The following is a 20867-nucleotide window of genomic DNA, read 5'->3' as shown; positions in this document are numbered from 1 at the left end:
CACGATTATTGCATGCCCGGGGTGGGCTGCGGCATGAACAGGCGACCGGGCAGGCATGACTTCCGTGGGGTGCGGCGCGCAGGCCGGGCCCGTAGAGTGCTGGCATGTTGGGAGCCCTCAGCCATACCCGCGTCCTCCGCCTGGCCGGCCTGTTCACCTGGGTCATGGTCGGCCTGCCGCTGGCCTATTCGCAGTTCGAGAACCTGCACAGCCGCAACGACATGGGCGGCTGGGCGATCCTGCTGTTCGTGGCCTACCTGTCCTTCGGCACGGCGTACTACTGGTTGACCCGCATCCTGCGCAGCGACAGCCACACCAGCTGGCTGGACCGTGGCCTGCTGTTGCTGCTGACGGTCTCGGCACTGGGGGTCAGCTTCCTCAGCGGTTCGGGCCTGGGCAGCATCCTGATGATGGTCGCCGCCGGCGTCATTCCGTGGATGCTGTCGGTGCGGCTGGGCGTGCTGTGGCTGCTGGTCAGCCAGCTGGCCGTCGCGCCGGTGTACTACATGCTGCTGCGCTTCCCGTTGTTCGAGGCGGTGATGCAGTCGCTGCTGTATGGCGGCTTTTCCATGTTCATCTTCGTGACCAGCCTGGTCGCCCGGCAGCAGACCGAGGCCCGTGACGAGCAGCGGCGGTTGAACTCCGAACTGCGCGCGACCCGGGCCCTGCTGGCCGAGAGTGCGCGCGTCAACGAGCGCACCCGCATCTCGCGCGAGCTGCACGACCTGCTCGGCCATCAGCTGACCGCGCTGACCCTGAACCTGGAAGTGGCCGGACACCTGGCCGAGGGCCAGGCGCTGGAGCACGTGAAGCGCTCGCACGCACTGGCCAAGCTGCTGCTGGGCAACGTGCGCGAGGTGGTCAGCCAGCTGCGCGAGACCGGTGCCATCGATCTGGCCGCGGCGCTGCGCCCGCTGACCGAGAACGTGCCTTCGCTGGACATCCAGCTGGAGATCGACGACCCGCTGAACGTGGAAGACCCGCAGCGGGCCCACGTGCTGCTGCGCTGCACCCAGGAGATCATCACCAACGCGGTGCGCCACGCCGGTGCCCGCCACCTGTGGATCAAGGTGTACCGTGAAGCCCCCGACCGGGTGGTGGTGGAGGCCCGCGACGACGGTGTCGGCGCGGATATGGTCAATGTGGGCAACGGCTTGCGCGGGATGCGCGAGCGCCTGCAACAATGTGGTGGCCAGCTGCAGATCGAGACCCGTCCCGGCGAAGGCTTCCGGGTACGCGCGACGGTTCCGGCAACGGTGCTGGTGGCGGCCCTTACCAAGGTTCCTGAAGGAGTGCGTTGATGATTCGCGTCTGCCTGGTCGACGACCAAACCCTGGTGCGGCAGGGAATCCGCTCCCTGCTGGCGCTCGACGACGGCATCGAAGTGGTGGCCGAGGCCGGCGACGGCCGGCAGGCGGTCGAGCTGATACCGCAGGTGCGCCCGGACGTGGTGCTGATGGACATGCGCATGCCGGCGATGTCCGGTCTGGAAGCGCTGCAGGTGCTGTCGCGACAGGAACAGCTGCCGCCGACCATCATCCTCACCACCTTCGACGATGACCAGCTGGTGCTGGCCGGGCTCAAGGCCGGCGCCAAGGGCTACCTGCTCAAGGACGTCACCCTGGAGCAGCTGGTCGGTGCCATCCGCACCGTGGCCGACGGCGGCTCGCTGGTGCAGCCGGCGGTGACCCAGCGCCTGCTGTCCGGGCTGGAGCACATGCGCAACGAATTCGTCAGCCTGGACCGCCCCGATCCGTTGACCGACCGCGAGACCGAGATCCTGCGCCTGATGGCCAGCGGCTTCTCCAACAAGGAGATCGCCAACTCGCTGGGCGTGGCCGAGGGCACCATCAAGAACCACGTGTCCAACATCCTTTCCAAGCTGGGCGTGCGCGACCGGACGCGTGCCGTGCTGAAGGCGTTCGAACTTCAGCTGGTCTGAGGAAAATCGTTTTCATACAAAGACTTGGGTGGCCATGTGGGGGTCGGGCCGGTGGCCCCCCCTACATGCCGGGTAGCGGTATGCGTTACCCTTCGAACTCTTTGTCCATACAAATACGCAGCCGGCAGGGAAACCGGTGCGCCAATCCCGATAAACAATGCCCGCGAAGCCTGCTAGGATTGGCGCTTCGCTTCAATCAACCCGGCCGTGGGATCGGCCCCGGAGACTCTCTGAATGACCCGTATTATCGAGTTCCTGATCGCCTTGGGGATCGTGGCTGGCCTGTTCGTCATCATTGGCGTATGTCTGCCGGGCGAGCGTCACATCACCGAAAGCATCGAGACCAACCGCAAGATGACGATCGTGTACGACACGGTCAGCAGCCTGCGCCGCTTCAAGGACTGGAACCCGCTGGTACTGCGCGATCCCGCCGTTGAACTGAAGCTGTCCGGCCCGGCCTCCGGCAAGGGCGCCACCCTCGACTTCACCTCCAAGGACCTGGGCACCGGTTCCTGGAAGATCACCGACGCCGAAGAGAACAAGCGCGTTGCGATCGCCATCGAAGACGCCACCAAGGGTCACGACAAGGTCACCACCTTCACGCTGGAGCCGACCGGCAAGGGTGGCCGTAACGTCAAGATCACCCAGGACTACTCGGTGAAGTACGGTTTCGACCTGTTCGGCCGTTATGCCGGCCTGTATGTCAGCCGCCAGATCGGCGACGACATCAAGATGGGTCTGTCGCGCATGGCCAACATGCTCGCCACCGTCCCGAACGTCGACTACCGCACCCCGGAAGCGCCGCTGACCGATCTGGCCATTGTTGAAGTGCCGGCCGAGGATCTGCTGGTGGTCAACGCCGGTAACGTCGATCGTGGCCAGGACACCATCACCAAGTCCATCAAGGACAACCAGGAGTGGATCAAGCGCGTGATGGAGGCCAATGGCCTTGAAGCCGCTGGCCCGTTCCGCATCATCACCACCGACTTCGGTCAGGAGAAGTACGCCTTCGACATCGCCCAGCCGGTGAAGAAGAAGGGTGCTGAGGGTGCCACCGCTGAAGCCCTGACCGTCAAGATCGACGGCGGCGCTCCGGTCAAGTACCTGCACGTGGCTCCGCACCGTTCGGCGCATGCGGCCTACACCGGCCACATGGCAGGTCTGGACGTGGCCCGCAATGGCCTGCGTGCCTGGGCCGTGACCTCGGGCAACGAAGTCATCGACCGTCCGTACGAATCCTGGAAGGACGGCATCGACAAGTCGTTCACCCCGGAAGGTACCTACGACATCTACTGGGCCGTCAAGTAAGCTTCGGCTGGCCCATGTAATGTTGGACACGAAAACGCGCCGCTCATTGCGGCGCGTTTTTTTTCATCCGGCGCCCGGCAAGCGGCGCTGCGCAAGGAGCCCTCATGTTCAATCTGGAACGCCGCGCACGTAAGCCCTCCCTGCTGGCCTGCCTGGGCGCGCTGTTGGCCGCGGCCTCGATCGGCCTGTCTGCCTATGCCTCGCATGGCGTGGCCGATCCGCTGGCGCAGCAGCATCTGAACATGGCAGCGCTGTATGCGTTCGCGCATGGTGCGGTGCTGGTAGCGCTCGGGCCGCGCGCACAGGGGGCGATCGCACACCTGGCGCTGTATGTGCTGCTGCTGGGCGTGCTGCTGTTCTCCGGCAGCCTGGTCGGTGGTGCGTTGTGGCAGTGGCCGACGCGGATGGCGCCGATCGGCGGCACCAGCATGATGGCCGGATGGGTACTGCTGGCGATCAATGCGTTGCGGCGGTAACGCTGTGACGACGCGACGACTGTAGAGTCGAGCCATGCTCGGCTCTACATGGGATCGTTGCGACGGCAGCTTTTGTAGAGCCGAGCCATGCTCGGCTTCGAGCGTAGCGACCTGCTTCTGTCTTTGACGCTATGCAGTGGTCTTCAGCCGTTGGCCGGCTTCCAGCACCAGTGCCACGGCTCGTAGACGATGCCGTGCGGGTTGTCGCGCGGGTAGCTCAGCTGGAAGCCGTGTTCACCTGCATGGGCCTGCAGCCAGGCGAATGCGTCGGTCGCTTCGAACGATTCCTCGGCGGGCGCGTCCCCGGGCGTGCCGATATCCAGTGCGTGGCCGCTGTGGTGCTCGCTGAAGCCCGGTGCCGCATTGACCTTCAGGATGTCCGCCACGCTCAGCCCGCGAGCGCGCTTTCGTTCGAAGATGCCCAGCTGATAGGCGTGGCTGCGGAAACCGGAAATGGCATCCAGCGCAACGCCCTCCCGCGCGGCATGCACGCGCATCCGTCGCCAGCCTTGTGCCGCGCCACGGCGCAGCCACAGCGGGCGGCCGAAGCGGTCGTGGCCGGCCAGATGCAGCAGGCAGGGCTCAGGTTCCAGCGGCAGGCCACTGTCGTCGGCGTAACGCTGCGGGTCCAGGCCGAGCTGCTGCAGGCGCTGCTGCAGACCGGCCAGCGCCAGCCACTGTTCTTCCAGCGTCGCGGCGAACGGCCGTGCCAGCGGCGCATCCAGCAGTGACAGCGCTTCCTCCACGCCCGGCTCGCGCGCCAGCCGCGGCACCATGGCATGTACCCCGTGCACCAGCACGGCTGCCAGGTAGCGGCCATCGCGCTTGCGCCGCAGTACCCAGTGCGCCCGCGCCAGCAGGCGCGCATCGAGGTTGCTGCGCGCGCGCAGCAGGCCGGCCGGCCATGCTTCGATGGCCTCGGTATTGATCAGCAGGGGCGGGCGTCGTTGCATCGCCGCAGCTTACTGCCGTGGCACGGTCACGGCCACCTTGCGCAGGGCGTCCAGCAGCGCCTGCGGCCGTTCCAGGCTGAGCAGCAGCGTGCTGCCATCGCGCACCGGCAGCACCAGCACGCGGCTGCGGTCGGTCACCAGGGCAAAGCCCTTGCCGCCGCCCTGCAGGCGGAAATGGCCGGAATGGAACCCCGGCATCGAATAGCCGTTGGTCTTGAAGCGGATGGCGTAGCGCCGGTCACGGCCGAGATCGACCACTTCGGCGCGGTCCAGCTGCAGCTGCGCCACCGGCACGCGACGCCGGTACATCGTTGAACGGACGTCCAGCACGCTGCCATCGAACTCCACCCGGCGCCGGAAGAAGGCCAGGCCCAGCCCGATGCCGAGCGCGGCGATCACCACCAGGCTCCATGCCGCGCTGCCGCCCATCCGGAACCACGGCGGCGACAGGGTCACCTCCATCCACGGCGCGTTGGCACGCACCGTGTGCAACTGTGCGTAGACGCTGATGGCAAAGGCCAGCATTAGCGGCAGGACCACCCACAGCACGCGGAAGGGCGAGCTCTCCGCCACGTCGAAGCGCTTCGGGTCGCTGCCGTTCATCGCTGTGCCTTTATCCACGTGGCCACGTCATCGATCAGCGTTGCATCGACATGGCCCGGTTGCGTGTACTCCTGCAGCGAGCTGTGGCCAGTGCCGGCAATGCCGATATGGTTCAGGGCCGGATACGTGCGCCACTGCACGTTGTTGCGGGTGGCCAGCGCCTTCCGCCAAAGCATCCAGTCGGTGTCGGGCACCTGGAAGTCGCGGCCGCCGTGCAGCATCAGCAGCGGCGTGCGCAGTGCCTGTGCATCGGCGCGTGCATCAACGGCTTCGATGCTTTTCCAGAATGACTGCGGCACTCCCAGCGGCAGTTCGCTGGCGGCCACCGGCGCGGTGCCCCGTGCGGCGGCGATCTGCCTGTCGAGCGCCTCCAGGAAGGCCTGCTCCGACGCAGTGATGTCACCGTCCAGGCCCAGCAGGTAGCGGTTCTGTTCCGGCAGCAGGTCCAGCAGCGTGCGGGCCGGCGCCGCCCACAGGATCGCGCCACGCGCCTGCGGCCAGTGCCGGGCAATGCGCGGGGCGAGCATGCCGCCCTGGCTGTGACCGAGTACGAACACGCGGCGCCCGTCGATGCGCGGGTCGGCAGCCAGTGCGGTCAGCGCGGCCACGGCATCGTCGGTGGTTTCGTCATCAACGGTGAACGTGCCGCCCTGGAAATCCTGCGGGCGGGCGAAGGTGCGTTTGTCGAAGCGCAGCACGGCGATGCCCTGGCTGGCCAGGCCGCGGGCGATATCCAGGAACGGGCGGTTGCCGCCGATCGTCTCATCGCGGTCCTGCGGCCCCGAGCCATGCACAAGGACCACCGCCGGGAACGGACCCTTGCCGTTGGGCAGCGCCAGCGTGCCCGGTAGTGCGCCGCGCGGCTGCGGCACGCTGAATTCACTCTCGCCATAGTTCGCATCGGCGGGCGGCGGCGCTGCCTTGGCCGCCGGAGCCGGGCGCAGAATAAGGCCGGCCACCTTGTCCTGTGCATCCACTGCCACCTGCGCGACGACCCGGCCGCTGGCAAACTGCAGCGGCACCACCACCAGGTGCATGCCCTGCTGCGTGCTCACTTCGGCGGCACCTCGCTGCTGCAGGGTGCCCAGCGACTTCCACAGCACGCCGAGCCGGTCGGCGGGCACGGCCTGGGCCATCTGCGCGGTCAGCATCGCTTCGGCATCGGCAATCTGGCCAGCCTGCAGGTGATCCAGCAGCTGGTTGGCGACCTGCTGCGGTTCGGCGGCCAGGGCGGGGCCGGTGAGCAGGGCCAGTGACAGCATCAGCGCTCTGCGTTGCGCGGTCATGGTTACTGCTCCTTCTTGAAGACCAGCATGGCCGGGCACATCGGCGCCGGGATGATGATGTTGACCAGCTCCCAGCCGAGCATGCCCTGGCGGGTCAGCTCGCTCTGGATGTCCTCGGCCTTGAGGACGCCCATCATCGTGGTCTTCACTTCAACGGTCTGGTAGCTCCAACGCGTGCTCATCATTCCTTGTCCTCGGCTGATGTCTTCGGTTTTGGCAGGCGTCCTGCCTTGCGCAATGCGTCGCGCAGTACGTATTCGATCTGCGCGTTGAGGCTGCGCAGCTCGTCGTCAGCCCAGCGCTGTGCCGCGGCCAGGACCTCGGCATTGATGCGCAGCGGATAGGCTTTCTTCTCACTCATGAAAACTCCTGGCGGGGCGGTGGGGCGCCCCGTTGCGAGGATGGCTCAGTACAGCGAACCGGCGTTGACGATCGGCTGGGTGCCGCGATCGGAGCACAGCACGGTCAGCAGGTTGCTGACCATGTGCGCCTTGCGTTCTTCGTCCAGCTGCACCACGCCGTTCTTCTGCAGTTCGGCCAGGGCCATTTCCACCATGCCGACGGCACCGGCCACGATGCGCGTGCGTGCGGCGATCACGGCATTGGCCTGCTGGCGCTGCAGCATCGCCTGGGCAATTTCGGCGGCGTAGGCCAGGTGGCTGATGCGGGCATCGAGCACCTGCACGCCGGCATCGGCCAGGCGCTCGGCCAGCTCGTTCTTCAGGTGCTGGGAGATCTCGCTGGCGTGGCTGCGCAGGGCCAGCTGGCCGTCCTCGTGCTGGTCGTAGGGATAGCTGGTGGCCATCGCGCGCAGTGCCGACTCGGACTGGATGTGCACGAAGCTCTCGTAGTCGTCCACGTTGTAGACCGCTTCGGAGGCGTCGACCACCTGCCAGACGATCACGGCGGCGATCTCGATCGGGCTGCCGTCCAGCTCGTTCACCTTCAGCTTGCCACTTTCGAAGTTGCGCACGCGCTGGCTGACCCGGCGCTTGGCATAGAAGGGGTTGTTCCAGCGCAGGCCGTTGTCCTTGACCGTGCCCACGTACTTGCCGAAAAGGCTCAGCACGGCGGCCTGGTTGGGCTGGACGGTGTACAGGCCGGCCAGGATGAAGACCGCCGCGACGATCACCAGCACCCCGGCCAGCATCATCAGCAGGTTCGGCGCGCCGGTGCTGGCCTTGGCCGCCACTCCCAGCACGAACAGCGCTGCGCCGGCCAATGCGGCCAGCAGGGATCCAGCCAGGGTGCCCAGGCCGTTGAGGGAGGCAAGCGACTTCTCTTTCATGGCGGTACGTCCTTGAGGGTTCGATGAGAAGATATCAAAGTGATATCAGATGTGGCGACCGTTCGTCGGAAGATCCGGGCCGGGGGCGCAGGCCGGACCGGCTAGAATGCCCACCCGTCTTCACATCGCTGCTGGAACCGCCATGGCCAAGCTTGGAACCCCGTTGTCTCCCTCCGCGACCCGTGTGCTGCTGCTGGGCTCGGGTGAACTTGGCAAGGAGGTGGCCATCGAGCTGCAGCGGCTGGGCGTGGAAGTGATCGCCGCCGATCGCTATGCCAACGCCCCGGCCATGCAGGTGGCGCACCGCTCGCACGTGATCGACATGCTCGATGCGATGGCGCTGCGCGCGCTGATCGCGCAGGAGCAGCCGCACCTGGTGGTGCCGGAGATCGAGGCGATCCACACCGAGACCCTGGTCCAGCTGGAACAGGAGCAGGGCCTGCGGGTGATCCCGACCGCACGCGCCGCACGCCTGACCATGGACCGCGAGGGCATCCGCCGCCTCGCCGCCGAGACTCTGGGCCTGCCGACCTCGCCGTACCGCTTCGTCGATACCGAGGCCGAGTACCGCGCCGCGGTCGCGGCGATCGGCCTGCCGTGTGTGGTCAAGCCGGTGATGTCCTCTTCGGGCAAGGGCCAGAGCACGCTGCGCAGCGAGGCCGACATCGCCCCGGCCTGGGACTATGCGCAGACCGGTGGCCGAGCCGGTGCCGGCCGCTGCATCGTCGAAGGTTTCATTGACTTCGATTACGAGATTACCCTGCTGACCGTGCGTCATGCCGGTGGCACCTCGTTCTGCGCGCCGATCGGCCACCTGCAGAAGGACGGTGACTACCGCGAAAGCTGGCAGCCGCAGCCGATGTCGGACAAGGCACTGGCGCGCGCGGAAGAGATCTCGCGCGCGATCACCGATGACCTGGGCGGTTGGGGCCTGTTCGGCGTCGAGCTGTTCGTGAAGGGCGACGAGGTGTGGTTCAGCGAAGTGTCGCCGCGCCCGCATGACACCGGCCTGGTGACCCTGGTCTCGCAGGAACTGAGCGAGTTCGCCCTGCACGCGCGCGCCATCCTCGGCCTGCCGATTCCGCTGATCCGCCAGAGCGGTCCGTCGGCGTCGTGCGCACTGCTGGCGCACGGTGAGGGCGTGCCGTACTTCAACAACGTCGCTGCCGCGCTGCAGGTGCCCGATACCGCCGTGCGCCTGTTCGGCAAGCCGAGCGTGCACGGCCATCGCCGCGTCGGCGTGACCCTGGCGCGCGCGGAGACCATCGACCAGGCGCGTGCCATCGCCCGCGATGCCGCCGACGCCATCGGCGTCGAACTGCGCCCTTGAAGCAAAAAGGGGACGGAGGGGATTAAGTCGTTTGTGGCACAAACGACTTAATCCCCTCCGTCCCCTTTTTCCGGTGGGTACCGACCGTTGGTCGGTACAGATTTCCGTGCAGTCGACTAACAGTCGACTCTACCGCACATCCACCCACACCAGGTGGTGGTCGCTGCCGTCGGCGATCTTCGCCTCCGGGCTTTCATTGGCCGGCCAGAAGATGCCGCTGCCGACGTACTCGAAACCGGTCGAGGGCAGTACGTAGTCCAGGCGCATGGTGCCGGACTTCGGGCCGAAATCGCCGGTGGCGTGGAACGGTGCGCCCCTGCGCGTGATGCCCTTGGCCGCATAGGCCAGACTGGTCTGCTCGCCACCGATGCTGCGCGGGGTGGGGTAGCGCAGCACACGGGCGTTCTCGATCAGTTCCACTATGGCCTCATGGCGGCCATCGCCATCGACCGGGTCGTTGTTGAGGTCACCGAGGATCACGAAGCGCGCGTCCTGCGCCAGGCCACCGCACTGGCCCTTGTCATCGCACAGCCAGGGCTTGTCACCCTTGGCCAGGTATTCTTGCCACAAGCGCAGTTCGTCGTGGTTGCGCGCGGCATTGCGCTTCTCCGGACCATCGAACACCGGCGGCGTCGGGTGCGAGACCAGCGCATGCACCACGCCGGCCGGGGTCTTTACCGGCACGTCCCAATGCGACTTCGACGACAGGCGCAGCTGCGACCACACCGCATCGTTGTAGAAGCTCTGGCCGGTGCGCGGATCGACCGGGCGAATCGCACCAGGCATCGCACTCCACTTCAGCAGTTGGAAGCTGCGCACCTTGGCTTCATCGATCGGGTAGCGCGACAGCACCAGCATGCCGTACTGGCCCGGGTGCAGGCCGTAGCCCCAGGCATCGTTGCCGCGGCTGCGGCCTTCGCCGCCGACCACGCCGTTGTTGTCCAGGTCCAGCCCACTGGGCACGCCGGTGTTGACCGGAGCCAGATAACGGTAGGCGAAGTGCAGCGGCTTGCCGCCGCCGGGCTGGGCCACTTCCAGGTAACGCTTCTGGAACAGGTCGGCAGCGCGATGGGCGTCGTCGAAGTCGAACTCGTTCAACAGCACCAGGTCCGGGCGCACCTGCTGCAGCACCGCCGCGATCTTGCGCGCGTGCTCGCTGTCACCTTCCAGTTCCTTGATCAGGCCACCGGTCTCGTCGGAGTACAGCGAGGTGTTGTAGGTGGCCAGGCGCAGCGCAGCGGACGGCTTTTCGGTCATCGCGGGGGACTTGGCGAAGGCGGGGGCGGTGGCGCCGCAGAGCAGGGCCAGGGCGAGGATCAGGGGTTTGGCGTTCATGGCCCTATTCTGCACCCGCTCCGGTGTCAGCGGTTTGTCAGCGCCCGTCCAGATCGTTGTCGAAATCGTGCCAGCGGCGGCCGTCGTAGGCCTCCAGTGGATGGAAGCGGCGCTTGTAGTCCATCTTCTGATGGCCACGGATCCAGTAGCCCAGGTACACATGGGGCAGCCCCTCGCGGCGGGCCCATTCGATCTGCTGCAGGATCGCGAAGGTGCCCAGCCCGCGCGCGGCGTGCTCCGGTTCGAAGAAGGTGTAGACCGCCGACAGGCCGTGCTCGGTGACGTCGGTCACCGCCACCCCCAGCAGCTGGCTGGGCTGACCGTCGTGGCCGGGCAGGCGCATCTCCATGAAGCGGGTGTGCGACCAGCTGCCGATCAGGAACTGCTCGAATTCGTGCGGGCCGTGGTCGTCCATGCCGCCATTGGCGTGGCGGTGCACCAGATAGCGGTGGTACAGCGCGAACAGATCATCGCGGGCCGTGGCGGCGGTGATCCGCACCTCCAGGTCGGCATTGCGGGCGGCACAGCGGCGCTGGCTGCGGTCCGGGGCGAAACGCGCCACCGGGATACGCACGGCCACGCAGGCCTGGCAGTGCGCGCAGTGGGGCCGGTAGACCAGGTCGCCGCTGCGGCGGAAGCCCCAGCTCAGGGCCAGCGGGTACAGGCCGCCCAGGCGTCGGTCGTGGGGGTCCAGCACCAGGTCGCGCGCCACCCGGTCCGACCAGTACCCGCAGGGGTGCTCGCCGGTCTGGAAAAGCCGCAGTTCGTCGTCTCTGTCGCCGTGTATCGCCATGAGCACAGCATAGCCCCAGCCCGTCGCAGTAGCGGCGACTGTCCGCCGGATGAATGGAACCGGCCGCGGCGTCAACCGATGTCGCCCCCGGGCGTTGTTGTCCCCCGAGGGTGAAGTGATCACCCCGACGCAATTCCCACCCCCAGGAGTGACCTCATGATCCGTATCCCCCTGCTGCTGGCCCTTCTGCTCGGCACCTCCGCTTCCGGTATCGCGCTGGCGGCCGACACCCCGACCGCACCGGCGCAGCGCCCGGTCAAGCTGGATACCAACGGCGACGGTGTCATCGACCGCAGCGAAGCCGCTGCCAACCCGCGCCTGGCCGCGAAGTTCGACGAGCTGGACAAGAACAAGGACGGCAAGCTCTCGCGCGATGAACTGCCGCGCTGGAAGCACGGCCGCCGTGGCCATGGTGGTGAGCGCTGGGCCAAGCTGGACGTCAACAAGGACGGCCGCATCAGCCGCGAGGAAGCCAAGGCCGATCCGCGCCTGGCCGCGCGCTTCGACCAGCTTGACGTCAACAAGGACGGCTACCTGGACAAGGCCGACCGCGAACTGCGCATGAAGCAGATGCGCGATGCCTGGTTCGCCGCCGCCGACACCAACAAGGACGGCCAGTTGAGCAAGGCCGAGTTCGATGCCGCCAAGGGCCCGATGCACGGTGGCCCGCGCCACGGTGGCCAGCGTGACGGCAGCGCGCCGAAGCCGCAGCGCTGATTCATCGCACGCTGATCGATCACGACGCCGGCGTACTGCCGGCGTCGTGCGTTGCGGCCCTAGTGGCCGCCGGTATGGGCCACCGCATACAGCACGACGCCCAGCACCATGATGTTCATGGCGATGACCCCGGTACGCCCATAGAGCGATTCATACACCCAGTTGGTGCCGGTGCGCCCACGCCGCGCCGAATCGCGTGCGATCAGCGGCGCCATGATCTGCTGCAGCGGCCCCAGGCACTGGTAGTTCACCAGGCCCAGGCCGAGCACCAGCACCAGCAGATGCACCCACGTCGGGGTCTGCAGCAGTACCACCGCCAGCACCGCCAGGCAGCAGGCCATGGCGGTCCAGGTGTTCATGCGCACAAAGCGCCAGACCTGCGCACGTTCGGCATCGGTCTTGGCATAGGACAGCAGGAATCGACCGCCCAGGTAGCTGCCGATCACGCCACCGGCCACGCCACCGGCGAAGGCGCCCCAGGTGCTGGCCGGAATCATGTGCAGGTAGCCCAGGGTGGCCGTGACCGAGCCCATGGCTGTACCCCCGGCCACGCTGGCGCCGCCCAGGCCCAGCTTGCTGCTGCCCACACCGACGCCGGCGCTCAGCAGGATCGCCGCGCTGGCGGTCCCGGGGGCCGCCACCAGCACCATCGACACCACGGCGGTGGCGAACGCTGCACTGGGTGCGCTGCTGCGGGCGAACTCGCCGAAGCGCTGCAGCAGGCCTTCGCGGACCTGGCCGCGGGCGCGTGACAGGCGCTTGCGCACCGCCGCGTCGCTGAGCCCGAGCAGATCGGCCACCTGCTGCGAGCGCTGCCCTTCGCGGTAGTACAGCAGCAGCACCTCACGGCTGTCGGCGGGCAGGGCGGAGATGATGTCCTCGGCGGCGATCTCTTCTTCCACACGCTGCAGCCGGTCGGCTGTGCTCGGCGACGGATCGGCGGCCATGCCCAGCGCCACTTCGGCCGCCTCACCGGTGAGGGGCCGGCCACGTTGCGCACGCAACCAGTCGCGGGCCAGGTTGCGGGTGATCTGCCGCAGCCACGGCAGGAAGCTGGTCGAGCTGCGCAGCTGGTGCAGCTGCTGCCAGCCTTTCACGAAGGCTTCCTGGGCGATGTCCTCGCTGGCCTGGCGGTCACGGGTGATGGCCAGGGCGATGGCGGTGACCGTGTTCTGGCAGGCCAGCACGATGCGCCCATAGGCGTGCTGGCAGCCGCTGGCGGCGGCCGGCAGTTCGCGTTCCAGGGTCTGGTCGATCGATGCGGCGAACGTCGTCATGGCAGCGGTTCTCCTGCTGGGATTGTGTCCCATGACGGAGCCGCGCGCTCAATGTGACCGGCCGTCCACACGGTTAATGCCGGCCAGCGGCCGGCATTAACCGTGAGTCAGGTCGAGGGCTGGATGCGGACCCGGACTTCTTCCTCTTCCGGCGCGGCCTGCGGGGCCGGTTGTGCCTGCTGCGGCTGGGCCTGCGGGGCAGGGGCGGGCGCGGCCGGTGCCGGGGCGCCACGGTGGCGCAGGCCGATCACCAGCGCCACGCCGGCGATCACCACCAGCAGCGCGATGCGGATGCGCCAGGCCCAGCTGCGGCCACCGCCACCCTGTTCCGGCGCGTCGCGGAAGGCGAACTCGGCGGTCGGGTGGTCGCGACGGGTGGTATCGAGCAGGCGCGCCTCGCGCAGGATTTCGCGCGCGCGTGGCTGGTCGTCGGCACGTACGATCCACACCGCCGGATAGGCGCTGGCATTGCCCAGATCGGTATAGCTGAACTGGCCCCGGCGGCGGGTCTTGTACGAGCGCCCGTTGGTCACCTTGACCTCGATACCGTGCCCGCGCAGAAGCTCGGCCACGCCTTCGACGGTTTCCACGCGCTGGCTGCTGAAAATCTGGCGCATCGGTTTACTCCTTGGCCGGCACGGCGGCGGCCGCGGCCTGGTCCGGAACGACCCGGATCAGGCCTTCCTGCGCGGTGCTGGCCACCAGCACGCCGTTGCGGGTAAAGAACTGGCCACGGGCCAGCCCGCGCGAATCCTGCGCGCTGGGGCTGTCCAGCGAGTACAGCAGCCAGTCATCGGCTCGGAACGGGCGGTGGAACCAGATGGCGTGGTCGAGCGAGGCCATCTGCACGTGCGGGTGGTAGTAGCTGATGCCGTGCGGGAAGGTCGCCGTGCCCAGCAGATGGAAATCGGACGCGTAGGCCAGCAGTGCCTGGTGCAGTTCGGGCGCATCGCCGACCGGCTCGCTCAGGCGCATCCACACCTGGTGATAGGGCGGGCGCTTGGGTGGGTTCAGTTCGTCACGTGGGTAGACATGGCGGAACTCGAACGGGCCACCGCGCGACAGCCAGCGCTGCACCTTGATCGGCAGGCGTTCGAGCACTTCGGCCGGCAGCGGGCGGTTCGGCTCGATGTCTTCCGGCTGCGGCACTTCAGGCATCTTGTGCTGGTGCTCGGCACCGGTCTCGGCCTGCTGGAACGAGGCGGCGCAGAAGAAGATCACCTTGCCGTGCTGGATTGCGGTGACCCGGCGCACCGAGAAGCTGCCACCGTCGCGGGTGCGGTCCACGTCGTAGACGATCGGGTGGTCGATGTTGCCGGCGCGCAGGAAATAGGCGTGCAGCGAATGCACGTGGCGGCCGTTGTCGACCGTGGCCTGTGCAGCGGCCAGCGCCTGACCCAGCACCTGCCCGCCGAACACGTACTTGGTTCCGATATCGCGGCTTTGCCCGCGGAACAGGTTGTCCTCCAGCCGCTCCAGCGTGAGCAGGTCGATCAGCTCGGAGACGACGGGTTCGGGCGTGTCGTTCAAGGGGGCGGCCACAGCAGGGAAAGAGAGCCTGATTATACCGGTCAGGGGTCAGATCCCTTTCGCATCGCGAAAGGGATCTGACCCCGCCGCCGTGCGCCGGCACTACCGTTTACTTGCCCAGCCGGGCCACCAGCGCCTGCAAGGCGTTCTGTGCATCCGGGGCGAACCAGGCTTCGACAAAGCGGTCGAGCTGGATCAGGTCCGGGTGCAAGGCTTCGTGCAGATCGGTGCGGGCGACCGCGCGGGTCAGCAGCATCGGCTGGCGCGGCTGCTTCAGCAGGTTCTGCAGCCAGGCCACCGCGCGCGCCACCACCAGGTCGCCCTCGGCCAGCTCATCGACCAGGCCGATCTGCAGTGCCTGTTCGGCCGGCACCAGCGAGCCGGTGGTCAGCAGCACGCCGGCACGGTGCACGCCGACCGCACGGCGCAGCAGGCGCTGGATGCCTTCCGGCGCGATCAGGCCCACCTGCACTTCGTTCAGGCCGATAGCATACGGACGCGACGGATCGGCGCTGCGCGCCATCACCCGGTAGTCGCAGCACAGGGCCAGCACGCAGCCGCCGGCCGGCGCATGGCCGGTGATCGCCGCGACCACCGGAATGCGGCTCTCGGCCAGCGTGCGCACGGCGCCGAAAAATGCGTTCCAGGTGTCCAGCAGCTTGTGCTTGTCATCGCCGTGCGAGAGCAGGTGCGGCACGTCCATGCCGCCGGTGAAGACGCGCTCGCTGCCCGAGAGCACGATGCCGTGCGCGTCTTCGGCCATGGCCAGCTCGATGGCGTGGATCAACTGCCGGCACAGTTCGGTATCCAGGGCATTGACCGGCGGCCGCGCCAGGCGCAGTTCGCGGATGGGGCCATGGTTGATCACCTCGATGAGCGTCGTCATGCTGCGGTCTCGTTGCGAAGAAGGAACCTGGGCGATGATAACCAAACCATTCGTTGGCGTATTGTTGCTGCTGTGTGCGGGCGCAGCATCGGCGGAGACCGCCGTGCCGGCCTGCGTCACCGTGCAGCAGGGCTGGGCGCGCCTGCCGCCAAACCCGGCCATGCCGATGACCGCCGGCTACGGGGTGATCCACAACGGCTGCGCCAAAGCGGTGGCCATCAGCGGCGTACGCAGCGCCAGCTTCGGCGACGTGTCGCTGCACGAGACCACGATTGTCGATGGCGTCAGCCGCATGCGCGCCATCGAGCGTCTGCCGTTGGCGCCGGGTGCACGTGCCGAGCTCAAGCCCGGTGGCCTGCACCTGATGCTGATGGAGGGAAAGGGCACGCTGAAGGAGGGCCAGATCGTGCCGCTGCAGCTGCAGCTGGAGGGCGGTGGCGAAGCCAGGGTGACGCTGACGGTGCGCAAGGCCGCGCCGTAACGCGTCGCCCGTTCCGCCGGGCATGGCCCGGCGCTACCGGTGATGATCCGGCGGTCCTGCCTGGGTAGCGCCGGGCCATGCCCGGCGGGGTTTTACGACCAGTCGTAGGTGAACAATACGGTCCTGCTCACCGGTTCGTAGAACATCACAATCGCGTCAGCACCAGCGGCGCACCAGCGGTAGGCGGCCACGCTGGCGACATGGAAGAACGGCTGGCCGTCGCGGGTGATGCGGATACCCTCGTCAGGCAGGTGGTCGCTGCTGTTGCGGAAGTGCAGGTTGCCGCGCTGGGTGGTGCCGGCGAGGTCTTCGATCACGAAGGCAGACGGAATGCGTGTGTACCCGGTCCAGTTACCGAACCAGATCGGACCGCCCAGCTGGTCCAGCCATGCCCGTTCCTCCGGTTCGCCATCGCCGTAGCGCGAGACACTCGCCAGACAACCGTGCTGCTGGAAGTGCGCCTTGGCCTGGTCATGGCTGTCGCGCATCTCGGCCACGTGTGCACGTGCGTCTTCATCATCCGCCGCATCGCCCAGGAAGTACGCTTCGTTGCCGAGGAAACGCATCTGGTTGTCGGCAGTCAGTGCGAAGGCGATCCAGTTGCTGGCGGTAAACGCGTTGTGGTGTGCCGTGGTTTCGTCACCGATGCAGCCTTCATACGGCTCGATCGGGCACAGCATCGTCGCCACCTGACCGGCCAGTTCCGGGCGCAGCACACCCAGGTCGATCTTCAGCAGCGGCAGCAGGTGCTGGCCGAGCCACGCCTGATCGGCGGGGAAGACATCGGTGGGGAAGGCAACCATGCCGGGCAGCAGGTCGCGCAGTTCGGTGTGGTGGATCATGTCAGTCCTTTGAACATAGTGGGTAGTGCCGGCCGCTGGCCGGCAGCCTCATTGCCGCCGAAGCGTGCCGACCCAGGTCGGCACCCACCAGGGCATTTCAGGTAGACGCGCTGCGGATCGCGTCCGGCAGCGGCGCGCTCTTGCCGGTCTGGGTATCCATCCAGACCACCACCACGTTGCCGTCCGAATACAGCTTCGAATCGTCCTGCTGGTCGACGATGCGGTGGCCGATGGTCACGCTGCTGTTGCCCAGGCGTTCGACGAACAGTTCAACGAGGATGTCGTTGGGCCACACGATCGGCAGGCGGTAGTTGACGTTGGTCGCGGCCACCACCGGGGCGATGCGGTCGGTCATCGACACGCCGTCCACGCCCAGCATCCAGCGCACGCGCGCTTCCTCCAGGTAGGAGATGTACTTGGCGTTGTTGACGTGGCCCATGCTGTCCATGTCGCGCCAGCGCACGCTGATCGGGATGCGGGCCAGGATCTTGTGTTCGCTGCTCATCATGCGTCCTTCTTCTTGCTGGCCGTGGCACTCTTGCTGGCCTTGCCGGTGCTTTTGGCGGCCACCGCCTTCTTCGCCGGCTTGGCGACCTTCTCAGGCTTCACCTTGCGCGGCGGGCGGGCGTCGGGCTTGTTGGCCACGGCGGCCGGCTGCTCCGGGCGCGCGCTGGTGGAGGGCAACATGCGCGCCAGGAACTGGCCGGTGTACGACTGCGGGCAGGCCGCCACGTCTTCCGGCGTGCCGGTGACCAGGATGGTGCCACCGCGATGGCCACCTTCCGGGCCCAGGTCGACGATCCAGTCGGCAGTCTTGATCACGTCCAGGTTGTGCTCGATCACCACCACCGTGTTGCCTTCGTCGCGCAGCTTGTGCAGCACGCCCAGCAGCGCTTCGATGTCGTGGAAGTGCAGGCCGGTGGTCGGCTCGTCGAGGATGTACAGGGTGCGGCCGGTATCGCGGCGCGACAGTTCCTTGGACAGCTTCACGCGCTGCGCTTCACCACCGGACAGCGTGGTCGCGCTCTGGCCCAGCTTGATGTAACTCAGGCCGACGTCGACCAGGGTTTCCAGCTTTCGTGCGATCGACGGCACCGGCTCGAACAGCTTCAGTGCATCCTCGACGGTCATTTCCAGCACGTCGTTGATGTTGAAGCCCTTGTACAGGATCTCCAGCGTCTCGCGGTTGTAGCGCTTGCCGTGGCAGACATCGCACGGCACGTACACGTCCGGCAGGAAGTGCATCTCGACCTTGATCAGGCCATCGCCCTGGCATGCTTCGCAGCGGCCGCCCCGCACGTTGAAGCTGAAGCGCCCCGGCGAATAGCCGCGCGCACGTGCTTCGGGCACCTGCGCGAACAGTTCGCGCAACGGGGTGAACAGGCCGGTGTAGGTGGCCGGGTTCGAACGCGGAGTGCGGCCGATCGGCGACTGGTCGATGTCCACCACCTTGTCGAACAGGTCCAGGCCATCGATCTCCTTGTAGGGAGCGATCGGGTGCGAAGCGCCGTTGATCTCGTTGGCGGCCAGCGAGAACAGGGTGTCGTTGATCAGGGTCGACTTGCCCGAGCCGGACACGCCGGTCACGCAGGTCAGCAGGCCCGACGGAATCGCCAGGTCCACGCCCTTCAGGTTGTTGCCGCTGGCACCGCGCAGGTGCAGGGTCATCTTCGGGTTCGGCTTGTGCCGGCGCGCCGGAATCTCGATCGCGCGCTTGCCCGACAGGTACTGGCCGGTCAGCGAGCGCGGTGCCTCCAGGATGTCCTGCAGGGTGCCCTGGCCGACGATCTCGCCGCCGTGCACACCCGCGCCCGGTCCGATGTCCAGCACGTAGTCGGCCAGCCGGATCGCGTCCTCGTCGTGCTCGACCACGATCACCGTGTTGCCGAGGTCGCGCAGGCGGGTGAGGGTGCCGAGCAGGCGTTCGTTGTCGCGCTGGTGCAGGCCGATCGACGGCTCATCGAGCACGTACATCACCCCGACCAGGCCGGCGCCGATCTGGCTGGCCAGGCGGATGCGCTGCGCCTCGCCACCGGACAGGGTGTCGGCCTTGCGCTCCAGGGTCAGGTAATCCAGGCCCACATCGACCAGGAAGCCGAGGCGTTCGCCGATTTCCTTGACGATCTTCGAGGCGATTTCGCCGCGCCAGCCCGGCAGGCTCAGTTCACTGAAGAACTTCAGCGCTTCGTCGATCGGCAGCACCACCAGATCCGGCAGCGGGCGGTCGGCCACGAACACGTTGCGCGCGGCCTTGTTCAGGCGCGCACCATGGCATTCCGGGCACGGCTGTTCGCTGATGTACTTGGACAGTTCCTCGCGCACCGCCGGCGACTCGGTTTCCTTGTAGCGGCGTTCGAGGTTGGGAATGATGCCCTCGAAGCGGTGCTTGCGCTGGGTGCGGCCCCCGGCTTCGGTGAAGTAGGTGAAGGTGATCGCTTCATCGCCGCTGCCATACAGCACGGCCTGCTGCACGTTCTCCGGCAGCGAGTTCCACGCCGCGTCGACGTCGAACTTGTAGTGCTTGGCCAGCGAGGCGATCAGCTGGAAGTAGTAGGCGTTGCGGCGGTCCCAGCCGCGCACCGCACCGGCGGCCAGCGACAGCTCGGGGTGCACCACCACGCGCGAGGGATCGAAGAATTCGGCCATGCCCAGGCCATCGCAGCCGGGGCAGGCGCCCATCGGTGCGTTGAACGAGAACAGCCGTGGTTCCAGTTCCGGCAGCGAGTAATCGCAGACCGGGCAGGAGTACTTGGAGGAGAACAGCGTCGGCGCGGTACCGGCGTTGTCCAGGCTCTGCACCGAGGCCATGCCGTCGCCCAGTTTCAGCGCGGTCTCGAAGCTCTCGGCCAGGCGCTGCTTGATGTCCTCGCGCGGGCGGAAGCGGTCGATCACCGCCTCGATGGTGTGCTTCTGGCGCAGCGCCAGCGGCGGCACCGCGTCGATCTCATGCAGCTCGCCATCCACGCGTACGCGCACGAAGCCCTGCGCACGCAGCTGGTCGAACACCTGCGCATGCTCGCCCTTGCGGTCGCGGATGACCGGCGCCAGCAGCATGTAGCGCTGTTCCGGGTCGAGGGTTAGCACCTGGTCGACCATCTGGCTGACCGTCTGTGCTTCCAGCGGGTAGCCGTGGTCGGGGCAGCGCGGGGTGCCGACGCGCGCGTACAGCAGGCGCAGGTAGTCGTAGATCTCGGTGATCGTGCCGACCGTCGAACGCGGGTTGTGCGAGGTCGACTTCTGCTCGATCGAGATGGCCGGGGACAGGCCTTCGATGTGGTCCAGGTCCGGCTTTTCCATCACGCTCAGGAACTGGCGCGCATAGGCCGACAGCGACTCGACGTAGCGGCGCTGGCCTTCTGCATAGATGGTGTCGAACGCCAGCGAGGACTTGCCCGAGCCGGACAGGCCGGTGATCACGATCAGCTTGTCGCGGGGCAGGTCGAGGTCGAGGTTCTTCAGGTTGTGCGTCCGCGCGCCGCGGATGCGGATGAAATCCATCGCCATGGGGGATCCGGTTGTGGGGGCGTTGGCTGGGTGCCGGGCCAGCGGGGAACGGCAATCGGTCAGCCTACCGAGGTGACCAGATGGGGGCAATGGGCGACAATGCCAGCCCGGTGTCTCACCCTGTGAGACAGGCCGACAGGCAGGGGTCAGATCCCTTTTCACAACGTGAAACGGGATCTGACCCCGTTCTGGCCCGCGCCCCAAGCCCGTTCAGGGGTTGACTTGACCCGCGCCCGCTGATCTGCGTACAATCCCGCTCCTGTCCGCCCTCGATGGCGGCAGCTCAGACCACAATAACTACAGAGGAAGGCCTGGT

At 67.2% G+C, this 20867-nt stretch carries 22 protein-coding genes; 7 read left to right on the top strand and 15 right to left on the bottom strand.

Annotated elements, in window-relative coordinates; all coding sequences use genetic code 11:
• Positions 1-104: 104 nt before the first annotated feature.
• From AC5YGJ_RS01035 to AC5YGJ_RS01020, 4 genes are all read left to right on the top strand, one after another.
• On the top strand, positions 105-1301 hold the full coding sequence (locus AC5YGJ_RS01035; RefSeq protein WP_107230197.1) for a sensor histidine kinase: 1197 nt from the start codon (positions 105-107) through the stop codon (positions 1299-1301).
• Positions 1301-1942, top strand: coding sequence for a response regulator (locus AC5YGJ_RS01030; RefSeq protein ID WP_249844706.1), 642 nt, complete (start codon positions 1301-1303; stop codon positions 1940-1942). Before AC5YGJ_RS01035 ends, AC5YGJ_RS01030 begins: the two co-directional genes overlap by 1 nt.
• Before the next feature lie 234 nt (positions 1943-2176).
• Entirely contained in the window at positions 2177-3250 is a 1074-nt protein-coding gene (locus tag AC5YGJ_RS01025) for a polyketide cyclase (protein WP_107230198.1), read from the top strand.
• Between the two features lie 104 nt (positions 3251-3354).
• Positions 3355-3726, top strand: coding sequence for a DUF423 domain-containing protein (locus AC5YGJ_RS01020; RefSeq protein ID WP_019659313.1), 372 nt, complete (start codon positions 3355-3357; stop codon positions 3724-3726).
• 143 nt (positions 3727-3869) lie between these two features.
• On the opposite strand, the gene AC5YGJ_RS01015 is transcribed toward AC5YGJ_RS01020, so the two are convergent.
• The 6 genes from AC5YGJ_RS01015 to AC5YGJ_RS00990 are packed head-to-tail and all read right to left on the bottom strand — an operon-like array spanning position 3870 to position 7856.
• A complete protein-coding gene (locus AC5YGJ_RS01015) occupies positions 3870-4679 on the bottom strand; it encodes a M15 family metallopeptidase (RefSeq protein ID WP_249844705.1) in 810 nt (269 codons plus the stop codon).
• A gap of 9 nt (positions 4680-4688) precedes the next feature.
• Positions 4689-5282, bottom strand: coding sequence for a PH domain-containing protein (locus AC5YGJ_RS01010; protein WP_309339874.1), 594 nt, complete (start codon positions 5280-5282; stop codon positions 4689-4691).
• Positions 5279-6568 carry an alpha/beta hydrolase family protein gene (locus AC5YGJ_RS01005; protein ID WP_496185470.1) on the bottom strand — a complete coding sequence of 430 codons (1290 nt, stop codon included), beginning with the start codon at positions 6566-6568 and terminating at the stop codon, positions 5279-5281. The genes AC5YGJ_RS01010 and AC5YGJ_RS01005 overlap by 4 nt, the downstream gene beginning before the upstream one ends.
• 2 nt (positions 6569-6570) lie before the next feature.
• Positions 6571-6750, bottom strand: coding sequence for a DUF4177 domain-containing protein (locus AC5YGJ_RS01000; RefSeq protein ID WP_496185469.1), 180 nt, complete (start codon positions 6748-6750; stop codon positions 6571-6573).
• On the bottom strand, positions 6750-6929 hold the full coding sequence (locus tag AC5YGJ_RS00995; protein WP_249844702.1) for a type II toxin-antitoxin system antitoxin: 180 nt from the start codon (positions 6927-6929) through the stop codon (positions 6750-6752). Before AC5YGJ_RS00995 ends, AC5YGJ_RS01000 begins: the two co-directional genes overlap by 1 nt.
• A gap of 45 nt (positions 6930-6974) precedes the next feature.
• On the bottom strand, positions 6975-7856 hold the full coding sequence (locus AC5YGJ_RS00990) for an SPFH domain-containing protein (RefSeq protein ID WP_496185468.1): 882 nt from the start codon (positions 7854-7856) through the stop codon (positions 6975-6977).
• 142 nt (positions 7857-7998) lie between these two features.
• Here AC5YGJ_RS00990 and purT point away from each other — a divergent pair, with 142 nt between their 5' ends.
• The gene (gene purT, locus AC5YGJ_RS00985) at positions 7999-9186 is read left to right on the top strand and encodes a formate-dependent phosphoribosylglycinamide formyltransferase (RefSeq protein ID WP_249844701.1); all 1188 of its coding nucleotides are present in this window, start codon (positions 7999-8001) and stop codon (positions 9184-9186) included.
• Positions 9187-9315: 129 nt separating this feature from the next.
• On the opposite strand, the gene AC5YGJ_RS00980 is transcribed toward purT, so the two are convergent.
• Entirely contained in the window at positions 9316-10521 is a 1206-nt protein-coding gene (locus tag AC5YGJ_RS00980; RefSeq protein ID WP_496185467.1) for an endonuclease/exonuclease/phosphatase family protein, read from the bottom strand.
• Positions 10522-10558: 37 nt separating this feature from the next.
• Positions 10559-11314, bottom strand: coding sequence for an arginyltransferase (locus AC5YGJ_RS00975; RefSeq protein ID WP_249844699.1), 756 nt, complete (start codon positions 11312-11314; stop codon positions 10559-10561).
• A 156-nt stretch (positions 11315-11470) separates the two neighbouring features.
• Between AC5YGJ_RS00975 and AC5YGJ_RS00970 the strand changes: the two genes are divergently transcribed.
• Positions 11471-12031, top strand: a complete 561-nt coding sequence (locus AC5YGJ_RS00970; protein WP_496185466.1) for an EF-hand domain-containing protein — start codon at positions 11471-11473, stop codon at positions 12029-12031.
• A 59-nt stretch (positions 12032-12090) separates the two neighbouring features.
• Here the strand turns inward: AC5YGJ_RS00970 and AC5YGJ_RS00965 are convergent, their stop codons facing one another.
• From AC5YGJ_RS00965 to AC5YGJ_RS00950, 4 genes are all read right to left on the bottom strand, one after another.
• Entirely contained in the window at positions 12091-13308 is a 1218-nt protein-coding gene (locus AC5YGJ_RS00965; RefSeq protein ID WP_496185465.1) for an RNA polymerase sigma factor, read from the bottom strand.
• Positions 13309-13415: 107 nt separating this feature from the next.
• Positions 13416-13925, bottom strand: a complete 510-nt coding sequence (locus AC5YGJ_RS00960; RefSeq protein ID WP_249844696.1) for a pathogenicity-like protein — start codon at positions 13923-13925, stop codon at positions 13416-13418.
• Between the two features lie 4 nt (positions 13926-13929).
• Positions 13930-14850, bottom strand: coding sequence for an acyl-CoA thioesterase II (gene tesB / locus AC5YGJ_RS00955; protein WP_409461101.1), 921 nt, complete (start codon positions 14848-14850; stop codon positions 13930-13932).
• 97 nt (positions 14851-14947) lie between these two features.
• Positions 14948-15724 carry an enoyl-CoA hydratase/isomerase family protein gene (locus AC5YGJ_RS00950; RefSeq protein ID WP_496185464.1) on the bottom strand — a complete coding sequence of 259 codons (777 nt, stop codon included), beginning with the start codon at positions 15722-15724 and terminating at the stop codon, positions 14948-14950.
• A 34-nt stretch (positions 15725-15758) separates the two neighbouring features.
• On the opposite strand from AC5YGJ_RS00950, the gene AC5YGJ_RS00945 reads away from it, so the two are divergent.
• The gene (locus AC5YGJ_RS00945) at positions 15759-16205 is read left to right on the top strand and encodes a copper chaperone PCu(A)C (RefSeq protein ID WP_496185463.1); all 447 of its coding nucleotides are present in this window, start codon (positions 15759-15761) and stop codon (positions 16203-16205) included.
• Between the two features lie 92 nt (positions 16206-16297).
• Here the strand turns inward: AC5YGJ_RS00945 and AC5YGJ_RS00940 are convergent, their stop codons facing one another.
• The 3 genes from AC5YGJ_RS00940 to uvrA all read right to left on the bottom strand — a co-directional run bounded on the left by AC5YGJ_RS00940 (position 16298) and on the right by uvrA (position 20551).
• Complete coding sequence (locus tag AC5YGJ_RS00940; RefSeq protein WP_496185462.1) at positions 16298-17047, bottom strand: enolase; 750 nt, start codon at positions 17045-17047, stop codon at positions 16298-16300.
• Positions 17048-17144: 97 nt separating this feature from the next.
• A complete protein-coding gene (locus tag AC5YGJ_RS00935; protein ID WP_188218600.1) occupies positions 17145-17552 on the bottom strand; it encodes an acyl-CoA thioesterase in 408 nt (135 codons plus the stop codon).
• A complete protein-coding gene (gene uvrA / locus AC5YGJ_RS00930; protein ID WP_249844692.1) occupies positions 17552-20551 on the bottom strand; it encodes an excinuclease ABC subunit UvrA in 3000 nt (999 codons plus the stop codon). The genes AC5YGJ_RS00935 and uvrA overlap by 1 nt, the downstream gene beginning before the upstream one ends.
• Positions 20552-20867 lie beyond the last annotated feature (316 nt).

Source organism: Stenotrophomonas sp. CS3K5 (assembly GCF_059515225.1).
This window is presented reverse-complemented; position numbering and strand designations above follow the sequence as displayed.

Excerpts from the sequence above, each read along its gene's own strand:
- AC5YGJ_RS00945 (WP_496185463.1), top strand. The coding sequence starts at position 15,759 with ATGATAACCAAACCATTCGTTGGCGTATTGTTGCTGCTGTGTGCGGGC.
- purT (WP_249844701.1), top strand. The coding sequence starts at position 7,999 with ATGGCCAAGCTTGGAACCCCGTTGTCTCCCTCCGCGACCCGTGTGCTG.
- AC5YGJ_RS01025 (WP_107230198.1), top strand. The coding sequence starts at position 2,177 with ATGACCCGTATTATCGAGTTCCTGATCGCCTTGGGGATCGTGGCTGGC.
- AC5YGJ_RS00995 (WP_249844702.1), bottom strand. The coding sequence starts at position 6,929 with ATGAGTGAGAAGAAAGCCTATCCGCTGCGCATCAATGCCGAGGTCCTG.
- AC5YGJ_RS00935 (WP_188218600.1), bottom strand. The coding sequence starts at position 17,552 with ATGAGCAGCGAACACAAGATCCTGGCCCGCATCCCGATCAGCGTGCGC.
- AC5YGJ_RS00975 (WP_249844699.1), bottom strand. The coding sequence starts at position 11,314 with ATGGCGATACACGGCGACAGAGACGACGAACTGCGGCTTTTCCAGACC.
- AC5YGJ_RS01000 (WP_496185469.1), bottom strand. The coding sequence starts at position 6,750 with ATGAGCACGCGTTGGAGCTACCAGACCGTTGAAGTGAAGACCACGATG.
- AC5YGJ_RS00950 (WP_496185464.1), bottom strand. The coding sequence starts at position 15,724 with ATGACGACGCTCATCGAGGTGATCAACCATGGCCCCATCCGCGAACTG.
- AC5YGJ_RS00990 (WP_496185468.1), bottom strand. The coding sequence starts at position 7,856 with ATGAAAGAGAAGTCGCTTGCCTCCCTCAACGGCCTGGGCACCCTGGCT.
- AC5YGJ_RS01005 (WP_496185470.1), bottom strand. The coding sequence starts at position 6,568 with ATGACCGCGCAACGCAGAGCGCTGATGCTGTCACTGGCCCTGCTCACC.
- AC5YGJ_RS00965 (WP_496185465.1), bottom strand. The coding sequence starts at position 13,308 with ATGACGACGTTCGCCGCATCGATCGACCAGACCCTGGAACGCGAACTG.
- AC5YGJ_RS01010 (WP_309339874.1), bottom strand. The coding sequence starts at position 5,282 with ATGAACGGCAGCGACCCGAAGCGCTTCGACGTGGCGGAGAGCTCGCCC.
- AC5YGJ_RS01030 (WP_249844706.1), top strand. The coding sequence starts at position 1,301 with ATGATTCGCGTCTGCCTGGTCGACGACCAAACCCTGGTGCGGCAGGGA.
- AC5YGJ_RS00980 (WP_496185467.1), bottom strand. The coding sequence starts at position 10,521 with ATGAACGCCAAACCCCTGATCCTCGCCCTGGCCCTGCTCTGCGGCGCC.
- AC5YGJ_RS01020 (WP_019659313.1), top strand. The coding sequence starts at position 3,355 with ATGTTCAATCTGGAACGCCGCGCACGTAAGCCCTCCCTGCTGGCCTGC.
- AC5YGJ_RS00960 (WP_249844696.1), bottom strand. The coding sequence starts at position 13,925 with ATGCGCCAGATTTTCAGCAGCCAGCGCGTGGAAACCGTCGAAGGCGTG.
- AC5YGJ_RS01015 (WP_249844705.1), bottom strand. The coding sequence starts at position 4,679 with ATGCAACGACGCCCGCCCCTGCTGATCAATACCGAGGCCATCGAAGCA.
- AC5YGJ_RS01035 (WP_107230197.1), top strand. The coding sequence starts at position 105 with ATGTTGGGAGCCCTCAGCCATACCCGCGTCCTCCGCCTGGCCGGCCTG.
- uvrA (WP_249844692.1), bottom strand. The coding sequence starts at position 20,551 with ATGGCGATGGATTTCATCCGCATCCGCGGCGCGCGGACGCACAACCTG.
- AC5YGJ_RS00940 (WP_496185462.1), bottom strand. The coding sequence starts at position 17,047 with ATGATCCACCACACCGAACTGCGCGACCTGCTGCCCGGCATGGTTGCC.
- AC5YGJ_RS00970 (WP_496185466.1), top strand. The coding sequence starts at position 11,471 with ATGATCCGTATCCCCCTGCTGCTGGCCCTTCTGCTCGGCACCTCCGCT.